The sequence below is a fragment of the Actinomycetes bacterium genome (genome assembly GCA_035506535.1).
Taxonomy (GTDB): Bacteria; Actinomycetota; Actinomycetes; order DATJPE01; family DATJPE01; genus DATJPE01.
In genome coordinates, this window is sequence record DATJPE010000095.1 from 1 (window position 1) to 20,531 (window position 20,531).

Consider the following 20,531-nt stretch of genomic DNA (forward strand, 5'->3'; position numbering starts at 1 on the left):
GGCGCCGACGTCGACGAGGTTGCCGAGATGCAGCGCGAGCTGGTCCGGATCGGCATCGACCGTCCGGCTGCCTACGCCGTCGGCTCGCCCACGGACTGGGCGTCCGACGGGGTCCCGATCACGTCGTACCCCCGACGCACCCACCCGGACCTGGCGCGGGCGATGGCCGGAGAGCCCCGACCGCTCGTCCTCGACGTGCGCCGGAACCTGGAGCACGCCGACGGGTACGTCCTCGGCGCCAAGCACGTCCCCCTGCACGAGCTCGTCGCCCGGCAGGGAGAGGTCGCTACCTGGGCCGGCACGGGCCGCGGACCGGTGTGGGTCTACTGCGGCAGCGGCTTTCGTGCCGCGGTCGCCGCCTCGCTCCTCGAACGCATCGGTGTCGACGTGGTCCACGTGGACGACGAGTTCGCCAACGCCGCGCCGAGCGGCGTGCCGTTGGCGAGGACCGAGGTCGGACAGACGCTGGGCGCGACCTATACCGACTGACCTTCGTTCACGTCGGACGGCAGCGACCACAACCAGACCGGTTCCCCGGAGGCGAGGACGACCTCGGAGCGCTCGGCGAGGTAGTGCAGGTGCGCCGCCGTCTCCGCCACGGCAGCCCGGCGCATGAACCCGGTCACCGAGCCCCAGCCGCGCGACCACGACAGATGCTGCGTCACGTCCCAGACCGTGCCGGTCCCAGCCTCGGAGAGGACGGCGATGACCTCCGCGCACCGCTCCTCGTGGTGACGATGCAGGGCGTGGACCCGTTGGGCGAGCCCCACGAAGCGGTACTCGTGCGCGGGCAGGACCTCGGCGGAGTCGTACGCCGTCACCCGAGCCAGAGACTCCAGGTACGCCGCCAGCGGCAGGTCCTCGGCGTGCGGCTGCAACCCGATGTTGGGGCTGATCCGCGGCAGCACGTGGTCACCGGTCAGCAGCAGGTCCTCCACCGTGTCGTGGAAGCACAGATGGCCCGGGGTGTGCCCCGGGGTCCACACCGCACGGAAGCGACCCTTGTCGCCGGGGATGGAGTCACCGTCGTGGAGAAGCCGGTCCGGCCGGGCCATGGCCGCGAACCGGGCGAGCAGCTCCCGGCGCAGGACCAGCTCGGCTGCGACATCTGCGGGTACGCCGCACCGTCGCAGCCACGTCTCGTCCGCCGCGACGCCGCGCGCGCTGACCCTGGCGCGCGAGGGAAGCGAATCGCGCTCAGCGGGATGCATCGCCACCCACGCATCCGAGGCATCGCGGAGCCTGGCCGTGAGCCCGTGGTGGTCAGGGTGGACGTGGGTGAGGACGACGCCCGACACGTCGCCGATCCCGGCGCCGGCGAGCGCGAGCCCGTCGACGAGGGTGCCCCAGCCGAGATCGGTGTCCCAGCCAGGGTCCACGACGACGAGACCGCCGGGCAGGTCGAGGACGTAGCACAGCGTGTACCGCAACGGGCTGTCCGGGATCGGGACCGGGAGCGACCAGACCCCCGCGCGGACCGCTTCGACAGGCGGCAGCACGCGACCCAGCCACGCCGCCCGCTGCGCCTGGCCCGTCACCCGCACTGATTCACCTCCCTGCCCAAAGGATGACCGGAATCCGGACCCGATCCGCCCCGGAGACCCTCGATAGTGCTCAGTCTGGTGTCCGCACCGCGCGCCACGGGCGGCGCCCCGGAGCCGACCTCGACTGGATCACGCTCCGTACGAGCGTCAGAGGACGGACTGCCCGATCGGGCCCGGGTTGTAGGCGATCTCCCATCGGAAGCCGTCGGGATCCGCGAAGTAGCCGCTGTAGCCGCCCCAGTCCCGAAGCACCGCGTCCGCGATGACGGTCGCGCCGGCTGCGCTGGCCGACGCGAGAACGGCGTCCACCTCGTCCGCCGATCCGACGTTGTGCGCGAGGGTGAAGGGCAGCGCACCCTTGGTGCGAGCGATAGGTCCCAGCTCGAGCGCCGCGGCGTCCTCCTGCCACAGCGAGAGAACGAGCTTGTCACCGGTCCGGATCATGACGACCTCGCCCGGGACGTCCAGCTCAGCGGTCCAGCCCAGGCCGTCGAGGTAGAAGCCGCGGCTTGCCATGAGGTCGCGGACGACGAGTGTCACGAAGGTGATACGAGCGTCCACGCAGGCATCGTAGGTGGGCCCTCCGAGCGCCAATGTTCCCGGGTTTCGCCGTGGCTCAGACGTTGAATCTGAACTCCACGACGTCACCGTCGGCCATGACGTAGTCCTTGCCCTCGATGCGAACCCTGCCGCGGGCCCTGGCCTCGGCCATCGAGCCGGCGTCGACGAGGTCGTCGTAGGAGACCACCTCGGCCTTGATGAAGCCGCGCTGGAAGTCGGTGTGGATGACCCCCGCCGCCTCGGGAGCCGTGGCCCCCTTGTGGATGGTCCAGGCGCGCGCCTCCTTGGGGCCCGCGGTGAGGTAGGTCTGCAGCCCCAGCGTCTCGAAGCCCACGCGAGCCAGCTGGGCGAGCCCCGGCTCGGCCTGGCCGCTCGCGGCCAGTAGCTCGGCGGCGTCGTCGTGGTCGAGCTCGACGAGCTCGGACTCCAGCTGTGCGTCGAGGAAGATCGCCTCGGCCGGCTCGACGAGGGCCGACAGCTGGGCACGCAGCTCGGCGTCGCCGAGCTCGGCGTCGTCGAGGTTGAACACGTACAGGAACGGCTTGGCCGTGAGCAGGTTCAGCTCCCGCACCGGCAGCGGGTCGAGCCCCGCCGCGAACACGGTCCGGCCGTCGTCCAGGACCGCGCGGGCCTCGAGCGCCCCGGCGAGCACGGCCGAGCGCTCCTTGTTGTTGCGCGCCTCCTTGTCCAGGCGCACCAGTGCCCGGTCGAGGGTCTGCAGGTCGGCCAGGATCAGCTCGGTGTTGATGGTCTCGATGTCGTCAGCAGGGTCGATCTTGCCCTCGACGTGGACCACGTCCGGGTCGTCGAAGACCCGGATCACCTGGCAGACGGCGTCCGCCTCCCGGATGTGGGCCAGGAACTTGTTCCCGAGACCCTGCCCCTCGCTCGCCCCCCGGACGATGCCGGCGATGTCGACGAACTCGACAGTGGCCGGCACCACGCGCGCCGAGGAGAACAGCTCCGCCAGCCGGTCGAGCCTCGGATCGGGGACGGGCACCACGCCGACGTTGGGCTCGATCGTCGCGAAGGGGTAGTTGGCCGCCAGTACGTCGTTTCGCGTCAGCGCGTTGAACAGCGTGGACTTGCCGACGTTGGGCAGGCCGACGATCCCGATCTGCAGGCTCACGACCGGGGAGTCTAGGTTTCGCCGCGGCGAGGCCCCTCCTCGGGCGCGGCTGCGAGGTCTTGTCGGATCCTGATGACATCGTGGTCGGCATGGACGTCACGGCCCTGGTTCTCCTGCTCCTGGGACTCGGCGCCGGCCTGGGGGTCGGGGTCGTGCTCGGCCGTGCCACCCGCGAGCCGGCCGCCGCCCAGTCCGCACGGGCGCTCGCCGAACGCGACGCCCTGCGAGGCGAATCGGAACGCCTCGCCGCCGACCGGGACCGGCTCGAGGAGCGCGCGCGCACGGCCGAGCGAGAGCTGGCCGCCGTGACGGCCACGCTGGACGCGGAGCGGGTCGCGGGCGCCCAGCGGCTGGCGGATCTCCAGCAGTCGCAGGCGGACCTCGCCGAGCGCTTCCGCGCGCTGTCGCAGGAGGCCCTCGACCGCAGCCAGCAACGTCTGGCGGAGTTCGCCGAGGAGCGGCTGAAGGCCGGCCGCGAGCAGGCGAGCGCCGACCTCGAGCAGCGCAAGCAGGCTGTCGAGCACCTGGTCGCCCCGCTCAAGGAGTCCCTCTCCAAGGTGGAGCAGCAGCTCGGAGAGGTGGAGAAGGCACGGACCGAGGCCTACGCCGACCTGCGTCGGCAGGTCGCGACGATGAACGAGACCTCGGCTGCGCTGCGCACCGAGACCGCTCAGCTGGTGACGGCCCTGCGGGCACCGCAGGTGCGGGGCCGCTGGGGGGAGTTGCAGCTGCGACGGGTCGTCGAGGCGTCCGGGATGGTCGAGCACTGCGACTTCGTCGAGCAGGAGAGCGTCGCCACCGACGACGGCGTCGTCCGCCCCGACCTCGTCGTCCACCTGGCGGGTGGCAAGCACGTCGTCGTCGACTCCAAGGTCGCCTTCAACGGCTACCTCGAGGCCATGGAGGCGCGCGACGAGGGCCAGCGGGCCGACCGGCTCAAGGCCCACGCCCGGCACCTGCGCGCGCACATCGACGCCCTGGGGTCGAAGGCGTACTGGGAGCACTTCGACCCCTCCCCCGAGTTCGTGGTCATGTTCGTGCCGGCGGAGGTCTTCCTCAACGCCGCTCTGGAGGAGGACCCCACCCTGCTGGAGCACGCCTTCGAGAGAGGCGTCGTCATCGCGACGCCGCAGACGCTGGTCGCGCTGCTTCGCACCGTGGGGTACGCCTGGCGCCAGGAGAGCGTGGCTCGCAACGCGCGCGAGGTCTACCAGCTCGGCCGGGAGCTGCACGGCCGGCTCTCGGTCCTCGGCGGGCACGTCGCGAAGCTCGGCAACCAGCTCAACGGCGCCGTCAGCGCCTACAACAAGACCGTTTCCTCGCTCGAGTCGCGCGTCCTGGTCAGCGCCCGTCGGCTCTCCGACCTCAAGGTGGTCGAGACCGACCTGGAGCAGCCCGGACAGGTCGAACTTCGGGCGGTGACCCCTCAGGCGCCGGAGCTGGTGGCGGCCGCCAGCCAGAGCCTGGTCGGCATCGACGAGCTCGAAACCGACGACCGCTACGGGGTCGACGTCCCGGCTGCGATGCCCGGCGCCGGTACCCTCGGAGCATGAGCGCCTTCCGCGCCGGGGCCGAGTTCCCCGTCACGAGCGATCAGCAGCCCAGGCTCGAGGTGGCCGTGGCGGATGTCCCGCCCCCGCCCGCGGTGGCTCCGGTCGACCTCCCGGCGGACCCGCTGGACCCCACGTCGGCTCAGTCGGCTCCCGCCGACGTCACGGGACCGGACCCGGCGAGCCGCCCCCCGCGGTCCCAGCCCCGGGTCCAGCGGGGCAGTAACTCCGGACTGACGGCGCCCGGCGTCGCGGTGGTCGTCTTCGCGGGCTCCCTGCTCGGTGCCGTGGTGGACACGACGATCGGCAACGGACTCGGCACCTTCTTCTCGGTGCTGTTCGTGGCCTCCTCGGTCTATGCGGCGGTGCGGGTCCGCCCACGCAACTTCCTCGCGGCGGTGGTCGTCCCGCCGCTGGTCTTCCTGCTCATCCTCGGCTTCCACCAGCTTCTCGCGCCCACCGGGCACAGCCGGTCTCTCGTCGACCTCACCGGCGACGTGATCTCCGCGCTGGCGCTGGGGGCACCGACGCTGTGGGCCGGGACCGTGGCGGCGGCAGCCGTCGTCGCCGTGCGCTGGGTCCGCCGCCGGGGCGGGTTGCGGCGGGGCTGAGCCCGCTACCGGGTGCCTGCAGCGCGCAGGTCGCGCCGCAACTCGGGCGGGAGCGCGAACAGCAGGCTCTCCTCGACCGCGTGCACTTCCTCGACCGAGTCGAACCCCGACGCCGTCAGGTGGTCCAGCAGCTCCACCACGAGCACCTCGGGGACCGAGGCCCCGCTGGTGACCCCGACCGTCGACGCCGTGGCGAGCCACTCCGCGCGGACCTCGGAGGCATCGTCGACGAGGTACGCCGCAGCCGCCCCGGCCTCGAGGGCCACCTCGACCAGGCGTACCGAGTTGGAGGAGTTTCGCGACCCGACGACCAGGACGACGTCGCACTGCGCGGCGATGCGCTTGACCGCGGACTGCCGGTTCTGCGTCGCGTAGCAGATGTCGTCGCTGGGTGGGTCGATCAGCAACGGAAGACGTCGGCGCAGCGCGTCCACGGTCTGGTTGGTCTCGTCGACCGACAGCGTGGTCTGCGAGAGCCACGCCACCCGGCTGGGGTCGTGCACCTCGACCGTCTCCGCGGCCTCCGGGCCGTCGACCAGGGTGATGTGGTCCGGCGCCTCCCCGCTGGTCCCCACGACCTCCTCGTGGCCCTCGTGGCCGATGAGCAGGATCTGGTAGCCGTCGTCAGCGAAGCGGCGGGCCTCCTGGTGCACCTTCGTCACGAGCGGGCAGGTCGCGTCGATGGTCCGCAGGTGCCGCGCGGCCGCCTCCTCGTGCACCGTCGGCGCCACGCCGTGGGCAGAGAAGACCACGGTGGCCCCCTCCGGGACCTCCTCGGTCTCCTCCACGAAGATCGCGCCCTGCTGCTCCAGGGTCGCGACCACGTGTCGGTTGTGGACGATCTGCTTGCGCACGTACACCGGCGCCCCGTAGAGCTCCAGCGCCTTCTCCACGGTGAGCACAGCCCGGTCCACCCCGGCGCAGTATCCACGCGGCGACGCGAGGAGCACCCGGCGCGCCGGCGCGGTCGTAGGCTGCGACGCTGACCCTGACGATGCTTCGCCGACTCTGTCCACCTCACCATGGTAGGGACGCCGGGAGGACGCGTGCCGCTCGAGACCTCCGCGGAGGCGCCGATCCCGGTCCGCACCGTCGCCCGTCTCATCGGCGATTGGGTCGGCCGACTCGGGCGCGTCTGGGTCGAGGGCCAGGTCGCCCAGCTCAGCCGCCGGCCCGGCGCCGCGACCTGCTTCCTCACCCTGCGTGATCCCGTCGCGGACGTCTCGCTCACGGTGACCTGCCCGGCGAGGGTCCTCGACCAGGTCGTGCCGCCCCTGGCCGACGGCGCGCGCGTGGTCGTGTGGGCCAAGCCGGACTTCTACCTCGGGCGCGGCACGCTGTCCCTCGCCGCCGTCGAGATCAGGCCGGTCGGCCTGGGCGCGCTGCTGGCCCGCCTCGAGCAGCTGCGGACGACACTGGCCGCCGAGGGGCTGTTCGCCGCCGAGCGCAAGCGCGCGCTGCCCTTCCTGCCGCGCACGGTCGGCGTGGTGTGCGGCCGCGGGTCCGCCGCCGAGCGGGACGTGCTCGAGAACGCGCGGCGTCGCTGGCCGGGCGTGGCGATCCGCGTCGAGAACGTGGCGGTGCAGGGCCCGTACGCCGTCCCGGAGGTGACCGCCGCCCTGGCCCGCCTCGACCGGGACCCCGAGGTCGACGTCATCGTCATCGCGCGGGGTGGCGGCAGCGTGGAGGACCTGCTGCCCTTCTCCGAGGAGAACCTGCTCCGGGCGGTCGCGGCCTGCCGCACGCCCGTCGTGAGCGCGATCGGCCACGAGCAGGACACCCCCCTACTGGACCTGGTCGCCGACGCCCGAGCGTCCACACCGACCGATGCCGCAAGGCTCGTGGTCCCCGACGTCGGCGAGGAGCTGGCCGCCCTGGACCGCCATCGCCAGCGCGCCCGGCGGGCGCTCGAGTCATCGCTCCAGCGCGAGCAGCACGTGCTCGACGGCCTGCGGGCCCGGCCGGTCCTGCGCAGCCCGGAGACGATGCTGGACGCGCGAGCGGCCGAGATCGGGGAAACGCGGGAACGGGTACGCCGGGCCGTCGGGCATCGCCTCGACCGCGCCCGGGACGAGCTGGGACACACCCGCGCCCGGCTCCTCGCGCTGTCGCCCGCGTCCACCCTGGCGCGGGGGTACGCGATCCTCCAGCGGTCGGACGGACTGGTGGTCCGCGATCCCGCCGAGGTCGAGACCGGGGAGCTGCTGCGGGCACACGTGGCGGCGGGCGTCTTCACCGTACGGCGTGACTAGGGTCGGCGCTGTGACCGAGCCGACCGACTCCCTCGCCGCCCCCGAGACGCCGAGCTACGAGCAGGCCCGCGACGAGCTCGTCGAGGTGGTGCGCCGGCTCGAGGCCGGGGGTGCGAGCCTCGAGGAGTCGCTGGCGCTGTGGGAGCGCGGGGAGTACCTCGCCGCGGTGTGCCAGACCTGGCTGGACGGCGCACGCGCCCGCCTCGACGCCGCGCGCGCGGCGACCGGGGAGGCTCAACCCAGCGCGGGCTGAAGCTTCCCTACGAGGTGGGCCAGCTCGACATCGGAGGCCGAGCCATAGACGACCAGCGTGGTGGACCCCGCGCCGCGCACGTACGCCCGCCAGCCCTTCTCCTGACCCGTCCAGCGCTGCCAGCCCGCGAAGGGCCCCGAGCCGTTGCCGGCGCGCACCGGCTCGGTGAGCAGGGTGGCGACGAAGGCGGCCGACGGTCCGTCGGACTGGTCGAGCGCCGCGTAGCCGCCGGCGGGCGTGACCCAGCCCAGATGCCAGACCGGAGCAGCGATGGAACCGTCCTCGGCGAAGCGGGCGCTGGTGAGCCGCCAGCCGGCCCCGAGCCCGACCGGTTCCTCCGGGGTGAAGGCGCCGACCGCCCGCGCGGCGACCCTCGCCTGCGTCGGGTCGACGACGGTGACCGACGGCGTGTGCGGATGGCGCGACAGCACGACGATGACGAGGACCGCCAGCATGACGACAGCCAGCGAGCGCAGCATGTCGCCGACCGTCTCGAAGCCGCGCCGGCGAGCGCGCTCGGTGTGCGGCTCAGCCACCGCTTGACCACGTGTCGGGCACGCGTTCCAGTGTGGCTCACCTTCGGCGCATGCGGTCCGCCCACCCCCCGGCGCCACTAGGCTGCGCCCCGTGTTCACCGTGCTGGGGGAGTCCCTGGTCGACGTGGTCGTCACGCCCGACGGTGAGCGCCGCGCCCACCCCGGCGGCAGCCCCGCCAACGTCGCGGTGGGCCTGGCCCGGCTCGGCTCCGCGGTGTGGCTGCTCACCGAGATCGGGGACGACGCGTACGGGCACCTGTTGCGCGACCACTTCGACGCCAACGGCGTGAACCTGCCGGTCCCGCTGGAGTCCGCGCGCCCGACGTCGATCGCGGAGGCTCGGATCGGGCCGACCGGGGCCGCGACCTATGTCTTCGACCTGCGCTGGAACGCTCCCGGGACGGAACGCCCGCTGCCGGCGGGCAGCACCCACGCGCACACGGGGTCCATCGGCGCCCTGCTGCCTCCGGGGGGCAAGAAGGTGCCCGGCTGGGTCGAGGCGGCGCGAGGCCGCGCGAGCGTGTCCTACGACCCCAACGTGCGTCCGGCGCTCATGGGTGCGGTGGAGAGCGCCCGGCCCCGCGTGGAGCGGCTGGTCGCCCTCGCCGACGTGGTCAAGGCCAGCGACGAGGACCTGGCCTGGCTGGCGCCGGACACCCCGCTGGAGGAGGTCGCGAGCTCCTGGCTCGACCTCGGCCCCGCGCTGGTCGTGGTGACCCGGGGCCGTGAGGGCGCTTTCGTCACAGCGCGTTCCGGCAGCTTCGAGCTGGCCCCGGTCCCCGTGACCGTCGTCGACACTGTCGGTGCGGGGGATGCGTTCATGGCCGGGCTGCTCGACGGGCTGCGGCTGGCCGATCTGCTGGGCCCGGAGAACCGCGAGGCCCTGTATGGCGCCTCGATCGAGACCTTCGAGGCGCCGCTGCGACGCGCGGCGCTCGTGTCGGCGTACACCTGCTCGCGGCGCGGCTCCGACCCACCCACGGTCCACGAGCTCGAGGCGTGGGCAGCAGCGCGGGCGGATCGGCCCGGGTCGGCGTTCCGCTGAGCCACCTAGGCTGGGCGACATGCACGAGTTCGCCTACACCGACCTGCTGCCCACCTCAGGCGACGAGACGCCGTACCGGCTCCTCACGACGGACGGCGTGCGTCGCGTCGAGGCCGGCGGCCGGTCCTTCCTCGAGGTGAGCCCCGAGGCGCTGCGGCTGCTGACCTACGAGGCGATCCACGACATCTCACACCTCCTTCGCCCGGGCCATCTCGCACAGCTGCGGCGCATCCTCGACGACCCCGAGGCGAGCCCGAACGACCGGTTCGTCGCGCTCGACCTGCTGAAGACCGCGAACATCGCGGCCGGCGGTGTCCTGCCGATGTGCCAGGACACCGGGACCGCGATCGTCGTCGGCAAGCGCGGCCAGCGCGTCCTGACCGAGGGACCGGACGAGGAGGCGATCAGCCGTGGCGTCTACGACGCGTTCCAGAAGCTGAACCTTCGCTACTCGCAGATGGCACCGCTGTCGATGTGGGAGGAGCGCAACACGGGCACGAACCTGCCGGCCCAGATCGAGATCTATGCGGACACCAAGCCGGGCCACGAGACGACGTATGAGTTCCTCTTCATGGCCAAGGGCGGCGGCTCGGCGAACAAGAGCTTCCTCTTCCAGGAGACGCGGGCAGTGCTGAACCCGAAGGCGATGGCGGCCTTCCTGGAGGAGCGGATCCGCGCCCTGGGCACCGCCGCGTGCCCGCCGTACCACCTCGCGATCGTCGTCGGCGGCACGTCGGCCGAGTTCGCGCTCAAGACCGCGAAGTACGCCAGCGCCCGCTGGCTGGACACGCTGCCCAAGGCCGGGTCGGAGACGGGGCACGGCTTCCGCGACCAGGAGATGGAGGCGGAGGTCCTGGGGATCACCCAGCGGCTCGGCATCGGCGCGCAGTTCGGGGGCAAGTACTTCTGTCATGACGTACGGGTAGTGCGTCTGCCCCGGCACGGCGCTTCGGTCCCGATCGCGATCGCGGTGTCTTGCTCCGCGGACCGCCAGGCGCTCGCCCGCATCACCGAGGAGGGCGTCTTCCTCGAGCAGCTCGAGCACGAGCCGGCCCACTTCCTGCCAGAGACCACCGACGAGCACCTGTCCGACGACGTCGTGCACATCGACCTGCACCAGCCGATGGACGCGATCCGGGCACAGCTGTCGCAGCTGCCCGTGCGCACCCGCCTGTCGCTCTCCGGACCGATGGTCGTCGCCCGCGACATCGCGCACGCCAAGATCAAGGAACGCCTCGATGCGGGCGAGGGAATGCCGGCCTACCTGCGCGACATGTGCGTGTACTACGCCGGGCCGGCGAAGACCCCGGCGGGCTATGCCTCCGGATCCTTCGGGCCGACGACCGCCGGACGGATGGACTCCTATGTGGATGCCTTCCAGAAGGCCGGTGGCTCCTTCGTCATGCTGGCCAAGGGGAACCGGTCGCCCGCGGTGACCAAGGCGTGCCAGGAGAACGGGGGCTTCTACCTCGGCTCGATCGGCGGGCCTGCCGCCCGGCTGGCGCAGGACTGCATCAAGTCGGTCGAGGTCCTGGAGTACCCCGAGCTCGGCATGGAGGCGGTCTGGAAGATCGAGGTCGAGGACTTCCCGGCGTTCGTCGTCGTCGACGACAAGGGCAACGACTTCTTCTCCGACCCGCTCGGGACGTCGACCCCGCTGGTCACGCGGATCCCCGTCGGCCCCCCCGAGAGCTGAGCCGTTCCGGCGCGTCGGGCGGCATCGGACGTACCGTCATCGCGTGGCCGAGCAGGGATTCCGCATCGAGCACGACACCCTCGGAGAGGTCCTCGTCCCGGCGACGGCGAAGTGGCGCGCGCAGACCCAGCGGGCGGTAGCCAACTTCCCGGTCAGCGGGGAGCCGGTCGCACCTGAGGTCGTGCACGCGCTGGCCCGGATCAAGGCGGCCGCGGCCCGGGTGAACGCGCAGCTGGGTGTCATCGACGCGCCGACGGCGCAGGCGGTACGCGCCGCCGCGCTGGACGTCGCATCCGGGGCCTACGACGAGCAGTTCCCGGTCGACGTCTTCCAGACCGGCTCGGGCACCTCGACGAACATGAACGTCAACGAGGTCGTGGCCACCCTGGCGAGCGAGGCGCTCGGCCATGACGTCCACCCCAACGACGTCGTCAACGCCGGGCAGAGCAGCAACGACACCTTCCCCACCGCGGTGCACGTCGCGGCGGCCACCGGCCTCGTGGCCGACCTCCTGCCCTCGATGGAGGAGCTCGCGGCCACCCTCCGCGTCCTGGCGGGGCGGCACGCCGAGACCGTGAAGGCGGGACGAACGCACCTCATGGACGCCACGCCGATCACCTTCGGGCAGGAGGTGGGCGGATGGGCGACGCAGGTGGAGCTGGGGGCCGAGCGCGTACGCACGGCGCTGCCCCGCCTGGCCGCCCTCCCGCTCGGGGGCACCGCGGTCGGGACGGGCGTCAACGCCACGGCCGGCTTCGCCGCCGCCGTCGTGGCCGAGCTCGTCGAAGCGACCGGGGTGCCGTTCACCGAGGCGCGCGACCACGTCGAGGCGCAGTCCGCACGGGACTCCCTCGTCGAGACGTCCGGCCAGCTGCGGGTCGTCGCGGTGTCGTTGACCAAGATCTGCAACGACCTCCGGCTGATGAACTCGGGCCCCATGACCGGCCTCGCGGAGATCCGGCTGCCCGACCTGCAGCCCGGGTCGTCGATCATGCCGGGCAAGGTGAACCCGGTGGTGCCCGAGGCGGTGCTGCAGGTCTGCGCGCAGGTCGTCGGGAACGACGCGACGCTGGCCTGGGCGGGTGCCTCGGGGCTCTTCGAGCTCAACGTGATGATGCCGGTGATGGCCCGTAACCTCCTGGAGTCCATCCGGCTGCTCGCCGCCGCCTGCCGCCTCCTGGCGGGCAAGGCGCTGACCGGCCTGGAGGTGGACGCCGAGCGCATGCGCGCGTACGCGGAGGCCTCGCCGGCGGTGGCGACCGCGTTGACCCGCTACCTCGGCTACGAGGAGGCGGCCGCCGTGGCCAAGCAGGCGCAGCGCGAGGGCCGACCCGTGGCTGACGTCGTGGTCGAGCGCGGCCACATCCTCTCCGGCCGTCTCACCGAGGCCGAGCTCGCCGCCGCCCTCGACGTCCTCTCGATGACCCACCCCTCTTCCGAATGAACGCGGCGTTCCTCCAATAGGTCCGAGAGAACGCCGCGTTCATTCGGAAGGGGAGCGAGCGAGGCCCCCCACCCCCCCCCCCAGGGCGAGCGGACGGGGGCGCGTCAGGAGCGGGCGAGGTAGCCCTCGGCGACCCGGCTGACGAAGTGGTAGACCCCGTCCTCGTCGGGGGCCAGCGGGCCGGGGATCGAGTGCTCGGAGGACAGCCCGCGCTGGACGGACTCGCAGGCGGCCCAGTCCTGCCGGTTGGTCAGGTCCCAGAAGTCGACGGCATAGGAGGCGTCGAAGTCGGGCTTCGCGAGCGACTCCTGCGGGAACAGCCACGAGCACTCGACGAACGTGCGGTCCACGGTGATCGGGCGCAGCACGTGGGTCATCACGTAGTCGGGGTGCAGGCTGACCAGGATGTTCGGGAAGACCACCACGTACATCACCGTGCGCTGCTCCTGGGGGCTCAGCCCGGTGATCGTCGTACCGCGGCTCTCGCCGTCGAAGGACATCGTGGCCGCGCCCTCGCGCAGGTCCATCCAGCCACCGACCCAGTCCCCCGGGCCGGTGATGTTCTCGCCGCTCTCCGGCGGGCTGACCCGGCACAGCTCCGGGTGGATGTTCGAGCAGTGGTAGCACTCCTGGTAGTTCTCGACGATGACCTTCCAGTTCGCCGCGACCTCGTAGGAGTGGGACGACGCGACCCGCAGGTGCTCCGGGTGGTAGGGCGCCACGATCTCCTCGAGGGAGCCCACGTGGTCCTCGAACGACCCCGCCACCGCGGAGGAGTCCACGAACACCCACCCGTGCCAGTCGACGACCGGGAGCTCGACCAGGCCGAGGCCCTCGGTGTCGAAGCCCTCGACGTCGCGGAAACCGGGCGCACCCCGCAGGGAGCCGTCCAGCCGGTACGTCCACGCGTGGTAGGGACAGACGACTGCGCGCTTGGTCACCGAGGCACCGCACGGCAGCAGCTCGTGGGCCCGATGGCGGCAGACGTTGGCGAAGCCGCGCAACCGCCCGTCCTCGGCGCGGGTGACCAGGACTCCCTCGCTCCCCGCGGCGTACGCCCGCTGGGCGCCGGGATCGGCGAGGTCGTCCGCCCGGCCCAGGCAGGTCCAGCCCGAGAAGAAGTTCGCCTGCTCCCAGGCGAGGACGTCGGGGTCGACGTACGCCGCCCGCGGCAGCATCCGGCTCTGCCCGTGCGGCAGCGCGGATTCCGCGACGGCGGAGAGGTCAAGGGGGGCGGGTGTCCCGCGCAGTTGCTGACTGAACACACAGTCAGGGTACGCCGTCCCGACCCTGTTCGTCACCAGGTCGACGCGAGGAGATTCGCTCAGAGACCGGAGGCGAAGTCCTGCACGCCGGAGTCGCTCTTCTCGCCCCGCGAGAGCCACTTGAAGAACACGAACCCTAGCGTGACCGCCAGGAGTGACGCGAGGAGCACCAGGGTGGCGAGCGCGTTCAGCGCGGGCGTGGGAGCCGCCCGTGCGGTGTTGTAGATCTTGACCGACACTGGCTCGGTCGACGCGTCGGAGGACAGGTAGCGGACGATGACGAAGTCGTCCACCACGTCGGCGAAGACGAGGACAGCGCTGACGAAGATGGCCGGCATGAGCATCGGCAGCAGGACCCGGCGGATCGAGCCGGTCGGCGAGGCGCCGAGGTCGATCGCGGCCTCCTCGTACTGCTTGCCGATCGTGATGAGCCTCGCTCGGACGATGACCACCGGATAGGAGAGCTGGAACGTCGTGAGGCCGACCACCTGAGCCGTCGTGCCGAGGTGCAGCGGTGTCGTGACCTGGGTCACCAGGAAGAGCAGGGCGACCGCGAGCAGCGTCTCCGGGATCACGAACGACAGCAGCATCGCGAAGTTCGCCCCGGAGGGCAGCCGCCCGTGCCACCGGTCGACGCCGAGCGCGAAGGCGACTCCCAGCGGCACCGTGATCGCGGTCGTCACGACCCCGAGAACGAGGGTGTGCACGAGCGCGGTGTGCAGGCTCCCGTCGTGCCACACCGAGCGGACCGGATCGCCCCAGTACCAGCGGAACGAGAAGCCCTGCCACACGGTGCGCGACTTGCCCGCGTTGAACGAGAACAAGATGGCCACCAGCACCGGCAGCAACGACCAGGCGAGGTAGCCGAAGGTCAGCAGCTGCAGGAAGACGGGCTGGCGCCAGGGGCTCTCCCACCAGCCCCACAGCCCGCGCCGACGCTGCGCCCGCGAGGTGACCTCGACGCTCGGCCGTTCCAGGGCGACGGTCATGACGCCACGCCCTCGTCGCGCGCGCTGCGCACGTACAGCAGCATCGGGATCAGCGAGACCGCGAGGACGATGAGCACGAACGCACCGCCCTGCCCCGTCTGTCCCGGGGTGAGCACCGAGTTGTTGATCAGGTTGCCGACCATCGAGGTGCTGGGTGACGCCGAGAGCAGGTCCGCCGTGTAGTAGTCACCGAGCATCGGCAGGCAGGTCAGCAGCACCGAGGCGATGATGGCCGGCATGCTCAGCCGCAGCGTCACCCGACGGAAGGTCTCGAGCCGCCCCGCGCCGAGGTCGCGCGCCGCCTCGAGCACGTTCGGGGAGAAGCGGTCGAGTCCGGCGTACAGCGGAAGGATCATGTACGGCACGTAGCCGTAGACCAGCCCGAGCACGACGACGTAGGGCTTGCCGTCCAGCCAGTCGACGTTGGTGTGCAGGACCTTGTTGACGAGGCCGTCGTTCTGCAACAGGTTGACCCACGCCAGCATCCGCATCATGTAGCTGATCCAGAAGGGTGCGATGAGCGCCGCGAGCAGCCACCCGCGCCGGCGACCGGCGTAGCGCGCGGTGTAGTAGGCGACCGGGTAGGCGACGAACAGGCACATCACACTGGCGGTCAGCACGTATACCGCGGTCCGCAGCAGGGCCGGCCCGAAGTAGCCGTCGGACCCGAAGATGTGCGTGAAGACGTAGTTGAACTCGACCGTGTTCCACTCGATCGGGTTCCAGACCGGGAGCGGTGTTCGGAAGATCGGGTCGATCTGGCCGAAGACGATCGTGAACACGACGTACATCGGCACCAGGAACAGGCTGGCCAGCCAGAGTATCCCCGGCGAAGCCAGCAGGATCCACAGCCAGTTGCGGCGCGCCCAGTGCGCCAGTCGGACCGCGCGGCCCGCGGGCGGTGGGGAGACCGGTGCCGTTGGTGGCGGCTCGGTCGTGGCGACCGTGCTCACGCTCCGGCCTTGAACCGGGTCCAGACCTGGTGCCATGCGGCGTCGGCCGCGGGGGGGAGCTCGAGGAGGCGGTACCCCTCGGTGAAGTACGGGCGCTTGACCACGGCCGCCGACAGGTTCGCGGGGACGTAGCCACCGCTCACCAGCCTGTTCACGTCCAACGCGTTCTGCGGCGGCTGGTAGCCGATGAAGGCGAAGTTCCCGAGGGCGGTCTTGGTGTCGAGCATGTGGTTGAGGAACAGGTGGGCGAGCACCGGGTTCTTCCCGCCCTTGAGGATGACCATGAGGTCGTTGTCCACCGAGCCCTTGCCGTCCGGCGGGAACCAGTAGCCGAGGACCGTCGGCGGGGTGCCCTTCGGCAGGTACGACACCGCGTTGACCACGTCACCCGACCACATCTGGCAGAGGCTGAGCTCGCCCGCCGGCAGGTCGTTGTACATGGTGATGGTGACCTTGGGATGCGTCGCGGCCTGCATCGACAGCAGCCCGTCCTGCACGTCCTTGATGACGGCGGGGTCCGTGGAGTTGATGTCCGCGCCGCGTCCCTCACGCAGCAGGGGTAGGGCCATGCACGTGTGCCAGTCGTCGATGACGGCGACGTTGGAGGACTTCGGGTTCCAGAACACGTCATAGGGGTTCTGCTGCTTGCTCGGGTCGACGGTCGCCTTGTCGGTCCGCCAGCCGATCCCCGTCGTGTAGACGGTGTACGGGACCGTGTACTGCCAGTTCTGGTCGTACCAGGGGTTGGTGAACTCGGGCCAGACGTTGGAGATGTTCGGGATGTAGGAGTGGTTCAACGGGCGGATGAGCCGAGCGGTGACCATCTTCGAGATCTGGTCGTAGCTCGGGAAGTAGATGTCGTACGGCACCTTGCCGTCACGGATCTTCAGCAGCGCCTCGTCGGTGTCGTTGAACGTCGACACCTGCACCTTGACGTTGTACTTCGCGTACTTCTTCTGGAAGGACTTGATGGCGTTCGGGTCGATGTAGTCCTCGTAGTTGTACAGCCGCAGCGTGGCGTTCTTCTCGGGCGTGAGGCTGTTGCCGATGATCGGGTTGTCGTCGTAGATCGGCCAGGTGACCGGGTTGTCCGGAGTGGCGATCTGCAGCCCGCCGGCGGGCCCCGAGGACCGCGCCGCACTGCCCGAGCCGACCGGCGTGCTGCTCGACAGCGGAACGCCGCCCGGCGTCTGCGAGCCGCAGGCGGCGAGCGTCTCGACCAGACCCGGGCCCACGACGGCCCCCAGCGCGAGGCCACGAAGGAAGGATCGCCGGCGGATCGGCGCCCTGCGCACGACCCGGTCGCCGTCCTCTCGAGGTCCGACCACTCAGCCTCCCAGTAGTGAGGAGTGCCTTGCCTGGCACCACGACGCTTACATAGACTGAACGCTCAGTCAACCCTTGGAAGCCCCTGGGGACGTCACAAGTCGGACACCCTACGCGCGGCTACCTGAAGGGTTGTTGAGACCGCAGAGGGAATGGGGCAGGCATGAGCCTGGCAACCGTGGTGACCGACCCGATGACGGCGCGACTCGACGAGCTGATCGCCGCCGAGGAGGAGGTGTTCCTGCGGCGCCAGCCGGTGTCCGCGGCGCTCGTCGCACGAGCCCGCTGCTCCCTCGCCGGCGGGGCGACGTCGAACTGGCAGATCGCCTCGCCACAGGCCGTTTGGCTCAGCCACGGGCTCGCCGGCCACGTCTTCGACGTCGATGGGACCGAGTACGTCGACATGCACGGCGGGTACGGCGTCTCGCTGGTCGGTCACGCCCACCCGGCGATCGTGCGCGCCGTTCAGGAGCGGGTCACGCGGGGGACGCACTTCGCCCAGCCGACCGAGGACGCGATCGTGGTCGCCGAGGAGCTGGCCCGGCGCTTCGGCCTCCCCCTCTGGCGCTTCTCGAACTCCGGCACCGAGACGACGATGGACGCGGTCCACCTCATGCGGGCGGTGACCGGGCGCGACTACATCATCAAGGTGGAGGGTGCCTACCACGGCCACCACGACTCGGTGGAGGTTTCGGTCCTGCCCGACGCCGAGGACGTGGGTCCCGCCGACCACCCGGTCGGGGTCGCCGGCAGCAGCGGCATCCCGAAAGCCATCCGCGACCTGGTCGTCGTGGTCGGCTTCAACGACCTCGGCGCGGTGGCCCGCGCGCTGGACGAGCACCCCGGACAGGTCGCCGGCATGATCATGGAGCCGGTCATGATGAACGCCGGCATCATCCCCCCGGATCCCGGCTACCTCGAGGGGGCTCGCGACCTCCTGCACGCCCACGGCGCGTTGCTCGCCTTCGACGAGGTCAAGACCGGCCTGACCGTCGGCCCCGGCGGGGCCACCGCGCTGTACGGCGTCACGCCCGACCTGGTCTGCCTCGCGAAGGCGTTGGGCGGCGGGCTGCCCGTGGCGGCGATCGGCGGGGTCGCCGAGGTGATGGAGGCGATCGCCGACGGCACGTACGAGCAGGTGGGGACCTTCAATGGCAACCCGCTGTCCATGGCAGCGGCCCGCGCCACGTTGCTGGAGGCGCTGACCCCGCGGGCGTACGCGCACCTGGACGTGCTGCGCACGCGGCTGGTCGGGGGCATCACGCAGACGCTGGAGGACAGCGGCTTCTCGTGGCCTGTCGTGGCCGTCGGTGCGAAGGGCTGCATCACCTTCCGGGGCGCCGCCGTACGCAACTACCGGGACTTCTTGGAGATCGACGACCGGCTGGGTTACCTTCACTGGCTCGTCCAGCACAACGGAGGAGTCTTCATGCCCCCCTGGGGGAAGGTCGAGCAGTGGCTCGTCAGCGTCCAGCACACCGAGGCCGACGTCGACCGCTTCCTCGGCAACGTCTCTCGCCTCGCCTCCCTCGTGAGGGGCTGAGCAGGTGGGGGGCGGCGCGATCCAGCTACGCGCGCTGACGAAGAACTACGGCGAGGTCCCGGCCGTCCGCGGCATCGACCTCGACATCGACGCGGGTGAGTTCTTCTCCCTGCTCGGCCCCTCCGGGTGCGGCAAGACGACGACACTGCGCATGGTGGCTGGGTTCGAGCAGCCCACGAGCGGCCAGATCCTCCTCGACGGCAACGACCTGGTCGACGTTCCTCCGCACCGACGCCCGGTCAACACGGTCTTCCAGTCCTACGCGCTGTTCCCCTTCCTCGACGTCTGGGACAACATCGCCTTCGGTCTGCGCTACCAGTCGGTCTCCAAGGAGCAGGCGAAGCGCCGCATCGGCGAGGCGCTCGAGCGGGTCCGCATGAACGCGTACGCGCGCCGCCGCCCGGCGCAGCTGTCGGGCGGCCAGCAGCAGCGCGTGGCGCTCGCCAGGGCACTCGTGCTCAACCCGTCCGTGCTGCTCCTCGACGAGCCGCTCGGAGCGCTCGACGCCAAGCTGCGCAAGGACCTGCAGGTCGAGCTCAAGGACCTCCAGCAGTCCGTGGGGATCACGTTCATCTATGTGACCCACGACCAGGAAGAGGCGCTCACGATGTCGGACCGGCTCGCCGTCATGAACGACGGCCGGGTGGAGCAGGTCGGGCCCCCCGAGCAGGTGTACTCGGCGCCCGAGACGGCGTACGTCGCGGGCTTCCTGGGCTCCGCCAACGTGCTGGACGTCCACGTCCTCGACTCCGACGGCGACGTGGTCGCCTGCTCCCTCGGTCCCCACCGACTCCGCTGTGTCGGAGAAGTCCGGCACGGCCCGGCGAAGGTCGTCGTACGTCCGGAGCGCATCACCCTGCTCGCCGCGGAGGACAACGCCCCTGAGGGCTACAACCTCTTCCGCGGCCGCATCGACCGGGTGGTCTACCTGGGGCCTGCCACCCATGTCGTCGTCGCCCTCAACGACGGCCAGGTGCTGACCGTGTCAGTGCCCAACCTCGTCGGCCCTGCCTCCACCTGGTACCCGGAGGGCTCCGAGGTCAGCCTCTCCTTCGCGCCGGACGCCGCCCGCCTGCTCCATGACGCCCCGGCAGACGAGGAACAGGCGGAGGAGCAGGTGGAGGAGGGTTCAGCGCCGGGTGCGTGAGGGACGGCGGCGCCGGACGGGGAGCGCCCAGTCCACACCCAGGGCGGCCGCGACGTAGCCCATCGCCAGCGCGAAGGCGCGCTCCGGGTCGACGTCCGGGTCGAGCAGCGCCACCTGGATGGACAGCCCGTCGAGCAGGGCGGCGAAGGTCAGCGTGAACGTCTCGACGTCAGCGTCCTTGGGAATCTCCCCGACAGCCTGACCCGAACGCACCACGTCGTCGACCGTGTCCCGCCAGCGCTGGTCGAGTGCGATGCGGTCCTTGGCGATCTCGGGGTGCCGCAAGGCCTGGGCCCACAGGTCGAACCAGAGCCCCCACGCGCCAGGGATCTCGCCGTCGCCCTCGGGCACGCAGGTCAGCCGGACGAGGAGCTCCAGCCGTTCGCGGGCGGTATCGAGTCGCTCGAGCTGGCCGGCAACCGACTGGTAGAAGATGTCCTCCGAATAGCGCAGCGCCTCGGTCAGGAGCTGGTCCTTGGTGCCGAAGTAGTAGATGACAAGCGCGGGGCTGGCGCCGGAGCGACGCGCGACATCGGCGATGCGCGTCTCGCTGAACCCGCGCTCCGCGATCAGCTCGGCTGCCGCTCTGAGCATCTGGTCACGCCGCAGGTCTGGCACCGTCGTGGTCGCTTGCTCCGTGGTCATCCACACCCCTGACGGCTCCAGAAACCTTGTCCCACAACGATA

The 20,531-nt window shown here is 71.2% G+C and carries 20 protein-coding genes; 10 read left to right on the top strand and 10 right to left on the bottom strand.

The genetic code is table 11. The features are described 5' to 3' along the window. Positions 1-489: rhodanese-like domain-containing protein (locus VMI11_15000; protein ID HTY73704.1), on the top strand; the 489-nt coding region annotated here is incomplete at its 5' end. Here VMI11_15000 and VMI11_15005 read toward each other — a convergent pair. The 3 genes from VMI11_15005 to ychF form a co-directional block, all read right to left on the bottom strand. After that, positions 477-1,544 (bottom strand): MBL fold metallo-hydrolase, encoded by a 1,068-nt coding sequence (locus VMI11_15005; protein ID HTY73705.1) that lies wholly within the window; start codon positions 1,542-1,544, stop codon positions 477-479. The two genes, VMI11_15000 and VMI11_15005, sit on opposite strands and share 13 nt — an antisense overlap. 147 nt (positions 1,545-1,691) lie before the next feature. Further along, entirely contained in the window at positions 1,692-2,105 is a 414-nt protein-coding gene (locus VMI11_15010) for a VOC family protein (GenBank protein ID HTY73706.1), read from the bottom strand. A 55-nt stretch (positions 2,106-2,160) separates the two neighbouring features. Beyond that, positions 2,161-3,234: a redox-regulated ATPase YchF gene (gene ychF, locus VMI11_15015; protein ID HTY73707.1), complete on the bottom strand. Its 1,074-nt coding sequence runs from the start codon at positions 3,232-3,234 to the stop codon at positions 2,161-2,163. Between the two features lie 89 nt (positions 3,235-3,323). Between ychF and rmuC the strand changes: the two genes are divergently transcribed. Together rmuC and VMI11_15025 are read left to right on the top strand one after the other, a co-directional pair. After that, positions 3,324-4,787 carry a DNA recombination protein RmuC gene (gene rmuC, locus VMI11_15020; protein HTY73708.1) on the top strand — a complete coding sequence of 488 codons (1,464 nt, stop codon included), beginning with the start codon at positions 3,324-3,326 and terminating at the stop codon, positions 4,785-4,787. Further along, positions 4,784-5,395 carry a DUF6542 domain-containing protein gene (locus tag VMI11_15025; GenBank protein ID HTY73709.1) on the top strand — a complete coding sequence of 204 codons (612 nt, stop codon included), beginning with the start codon at positions 4,784-4,786 and terminating at the stop codon, positions 5,393-5,395. The genes rmuC and VMI11_15025 overlap by 4 nt, the downstream gene beginning before the upstream one ends. 5 nt (positions 5,396-5,400) lie before the next feature. Here VMI11_15025 and VMI11_15030 read toward each other — a convergent pair whose 3' ends face one another. Next, positions 5,401-6,411, bottom strand: a complete 1,011-nt coding sequence (locus tag VMI11_15030; protein ID HTY73710.1) for a 4-hydroxy-3-methylbut-2-enyl diphosphate reductase — start codon at positions 6,409-6,411, stop codon at positions 5,401-5,403. Between the two features lie 30 nt (positions 6,412-6,441). Between VMI11_15030 and xseA the strand changes: the two genes are divergently transcribed. Further along, positions 6,442-7,647, top strand: a complete 1,206-nt coding sequence (gene xseA, locus VMI11_15035) for an exodeoxyribonuclease VII large subunit (protein HTY73711.1) — start codon at positions 6,442-6,444, stop codon at positions 7,645-7,647. Positions 7,648-7,657: 10 nt separating this feature from the next. After that, complete coding sequence (locus VMI11_15040) at positions 7,658-7,900, top strand: exodeoxyribonuclease VII small subunit (GenBank protein HTY73712.1); 243 nt, start codon at positions 7,658-7,660, stop codon at positions 7,898-7,900. Here VMI11_15040 and VMI11_15045 read toward each other — a convergent pair. Continuing rightward, positions 7,882-8,436, bottom strand: a complete 555-nt coding sequence (locus VMI11_15045) for a DUF4245 domain-containing protein (protein HTY73713.1) — start codon at positions 8,434-8,436, stop codon at positions 7,882-7,884. The genes VMI11_15040 and VMI11_15045 overlap by 19 nt on opposite strands. 91 nt (positions 8,437-8,527) lie before the next feature. Here VMI11_15045 and VMI11_15050 point away from each other — a divergent pair, with 91 nt between their 5' ends. From VMI11_15050 to VMI11_15060, 3 genes are read left to right on the top strand one after another with little or no spacing between them, the layout of a single operon-like run. Further along, entirely contained in the window at positions 8,528-9,481 is a 954-nt protein-coding gene (locus tag VMI11_15050; GenBank protein HTY73714.1) for a carbohydrate kinase, read from the top strand. Positions 9,482-9,500: 19 nt separating this feature from the next. Beyond that, entirely contained in the window at positions 9,501-11,177 is a 1,677-nt protein-coding gene (locus VMI11_15055; protein HTY73715.1) for a fumarate hydratase, read from the top strand. Positions 11,178-11,220: 43 nt separating this feature from the next. Then, positions 11,221-12,621 (top strand): class II fumarate hydratase, encoded by a 1,401-nt coding sequence (locus VMI11_15060; protein ID HTY73716.1) that lies wholly within the window; start codon positions 11,221-11,223, stop codon positions 12,619-12,621. A 104-nt stretch (positions 12,622-12,725) separates the two neighbouring features. Here VMI11_15060 and VMI11_15065 read toward each other — a convergent pair whose 3' ends face one another. From VMI11_15065 to VMI11_15080, 4 genes are read right to left on the bottom strand one after another with little or no spacing between them, the layout of a single operon-like run. Then, on the bottom strand, positions 12,726-13,886 hold the full coding sequence (locus tag VMI11_15065; protein ID HTY73717.1) for an aromatic ring-hydroxylating dioxygenase subunit alpha: 1,161 nt from the start codon (positions 13,884-13,886) through the stop codon (positions 12,726-12,728). A 59-nt stretch (positions 13,887-13,945) separates the two neighbouring features. Then, a complete protein-coding gene (locus VMI11_15070) occupies positions 13,946-14,875 on the bottom strand; it encodes an ABC transporter permease subunit (protein HTY73718.1) in 930 nt (309 codons plus the stop codon). Then, complete coding sequence (locus VMI11_15075; GenBank protein HTY73719.1) at positions 14,872-15,828, bottom strand: ABC transporter permease; 957 nt, start codon at positions 15,826-15,828, stop codon at positions 14,872-14,874. The genes VMI11_15070 and VMI11_15075 overlap by 4 nt, the downstream gene beginning before the upstream one ends. Beyond that, entirely contained in the window at positions 15,825-17,156 is a 1,332-nt protein-coding gene (locus VMI11_15080; protein ID HTY73720.1) for a spermidine/putrescine ABC transporter substrate-binding protein, read from the bottom strand. The genes VMI11_15075 and VMI11_15080 overlap by 4 nt, the downstream gene beginning before the upstream one ends. A 161-nt stretch (positions 17,157-17,317) precedes the next feature. On the opposite strand from VMI11_15080, the gene VMI11_15085 reads away from it, so the two are divergent. Further along, a complete protein-coding gene (locus tag VMI11_15085; GenBank protein ID HTY73721.1) occupies positions 17,318-18,697 on the top strand; it encodes an aspartate aminotransferase family protein in 1,380 nt (459 codons plus the stop codon). A 4-nt stretch (positions 18,698-18,701) separates the two neighbouring features. Further along, positions 18,702-19,844 (top strand): ABC transporter ATP-binding protein, encoded by a 1,143-nt coding sequence (locus VMI11_15090; GenBank protein ID HTY73722.1) that lies wholly within the window; start codon positions 18,702-18,704, stop codon positions 19,842-19,844. On the opposite strand, the gene VMI11_15095 is transcribed toward VMI11_15090, so the two are convergent. Further along, a complete protein-coding gene (locus VMI11_15095) occupies positions 19,827-20,489 on the bottom strand; it encodes a TetR/AcrR family transcriptional regulator (protein ID HTY73723.1) in 663 nt (220 codons plus the stop codon). The genes VMI11_15090 and VMI11_15095 overlap by 18 nt on opposite strands. Positions 20,490-20,531: the final 42 nt, after the last annotated feature.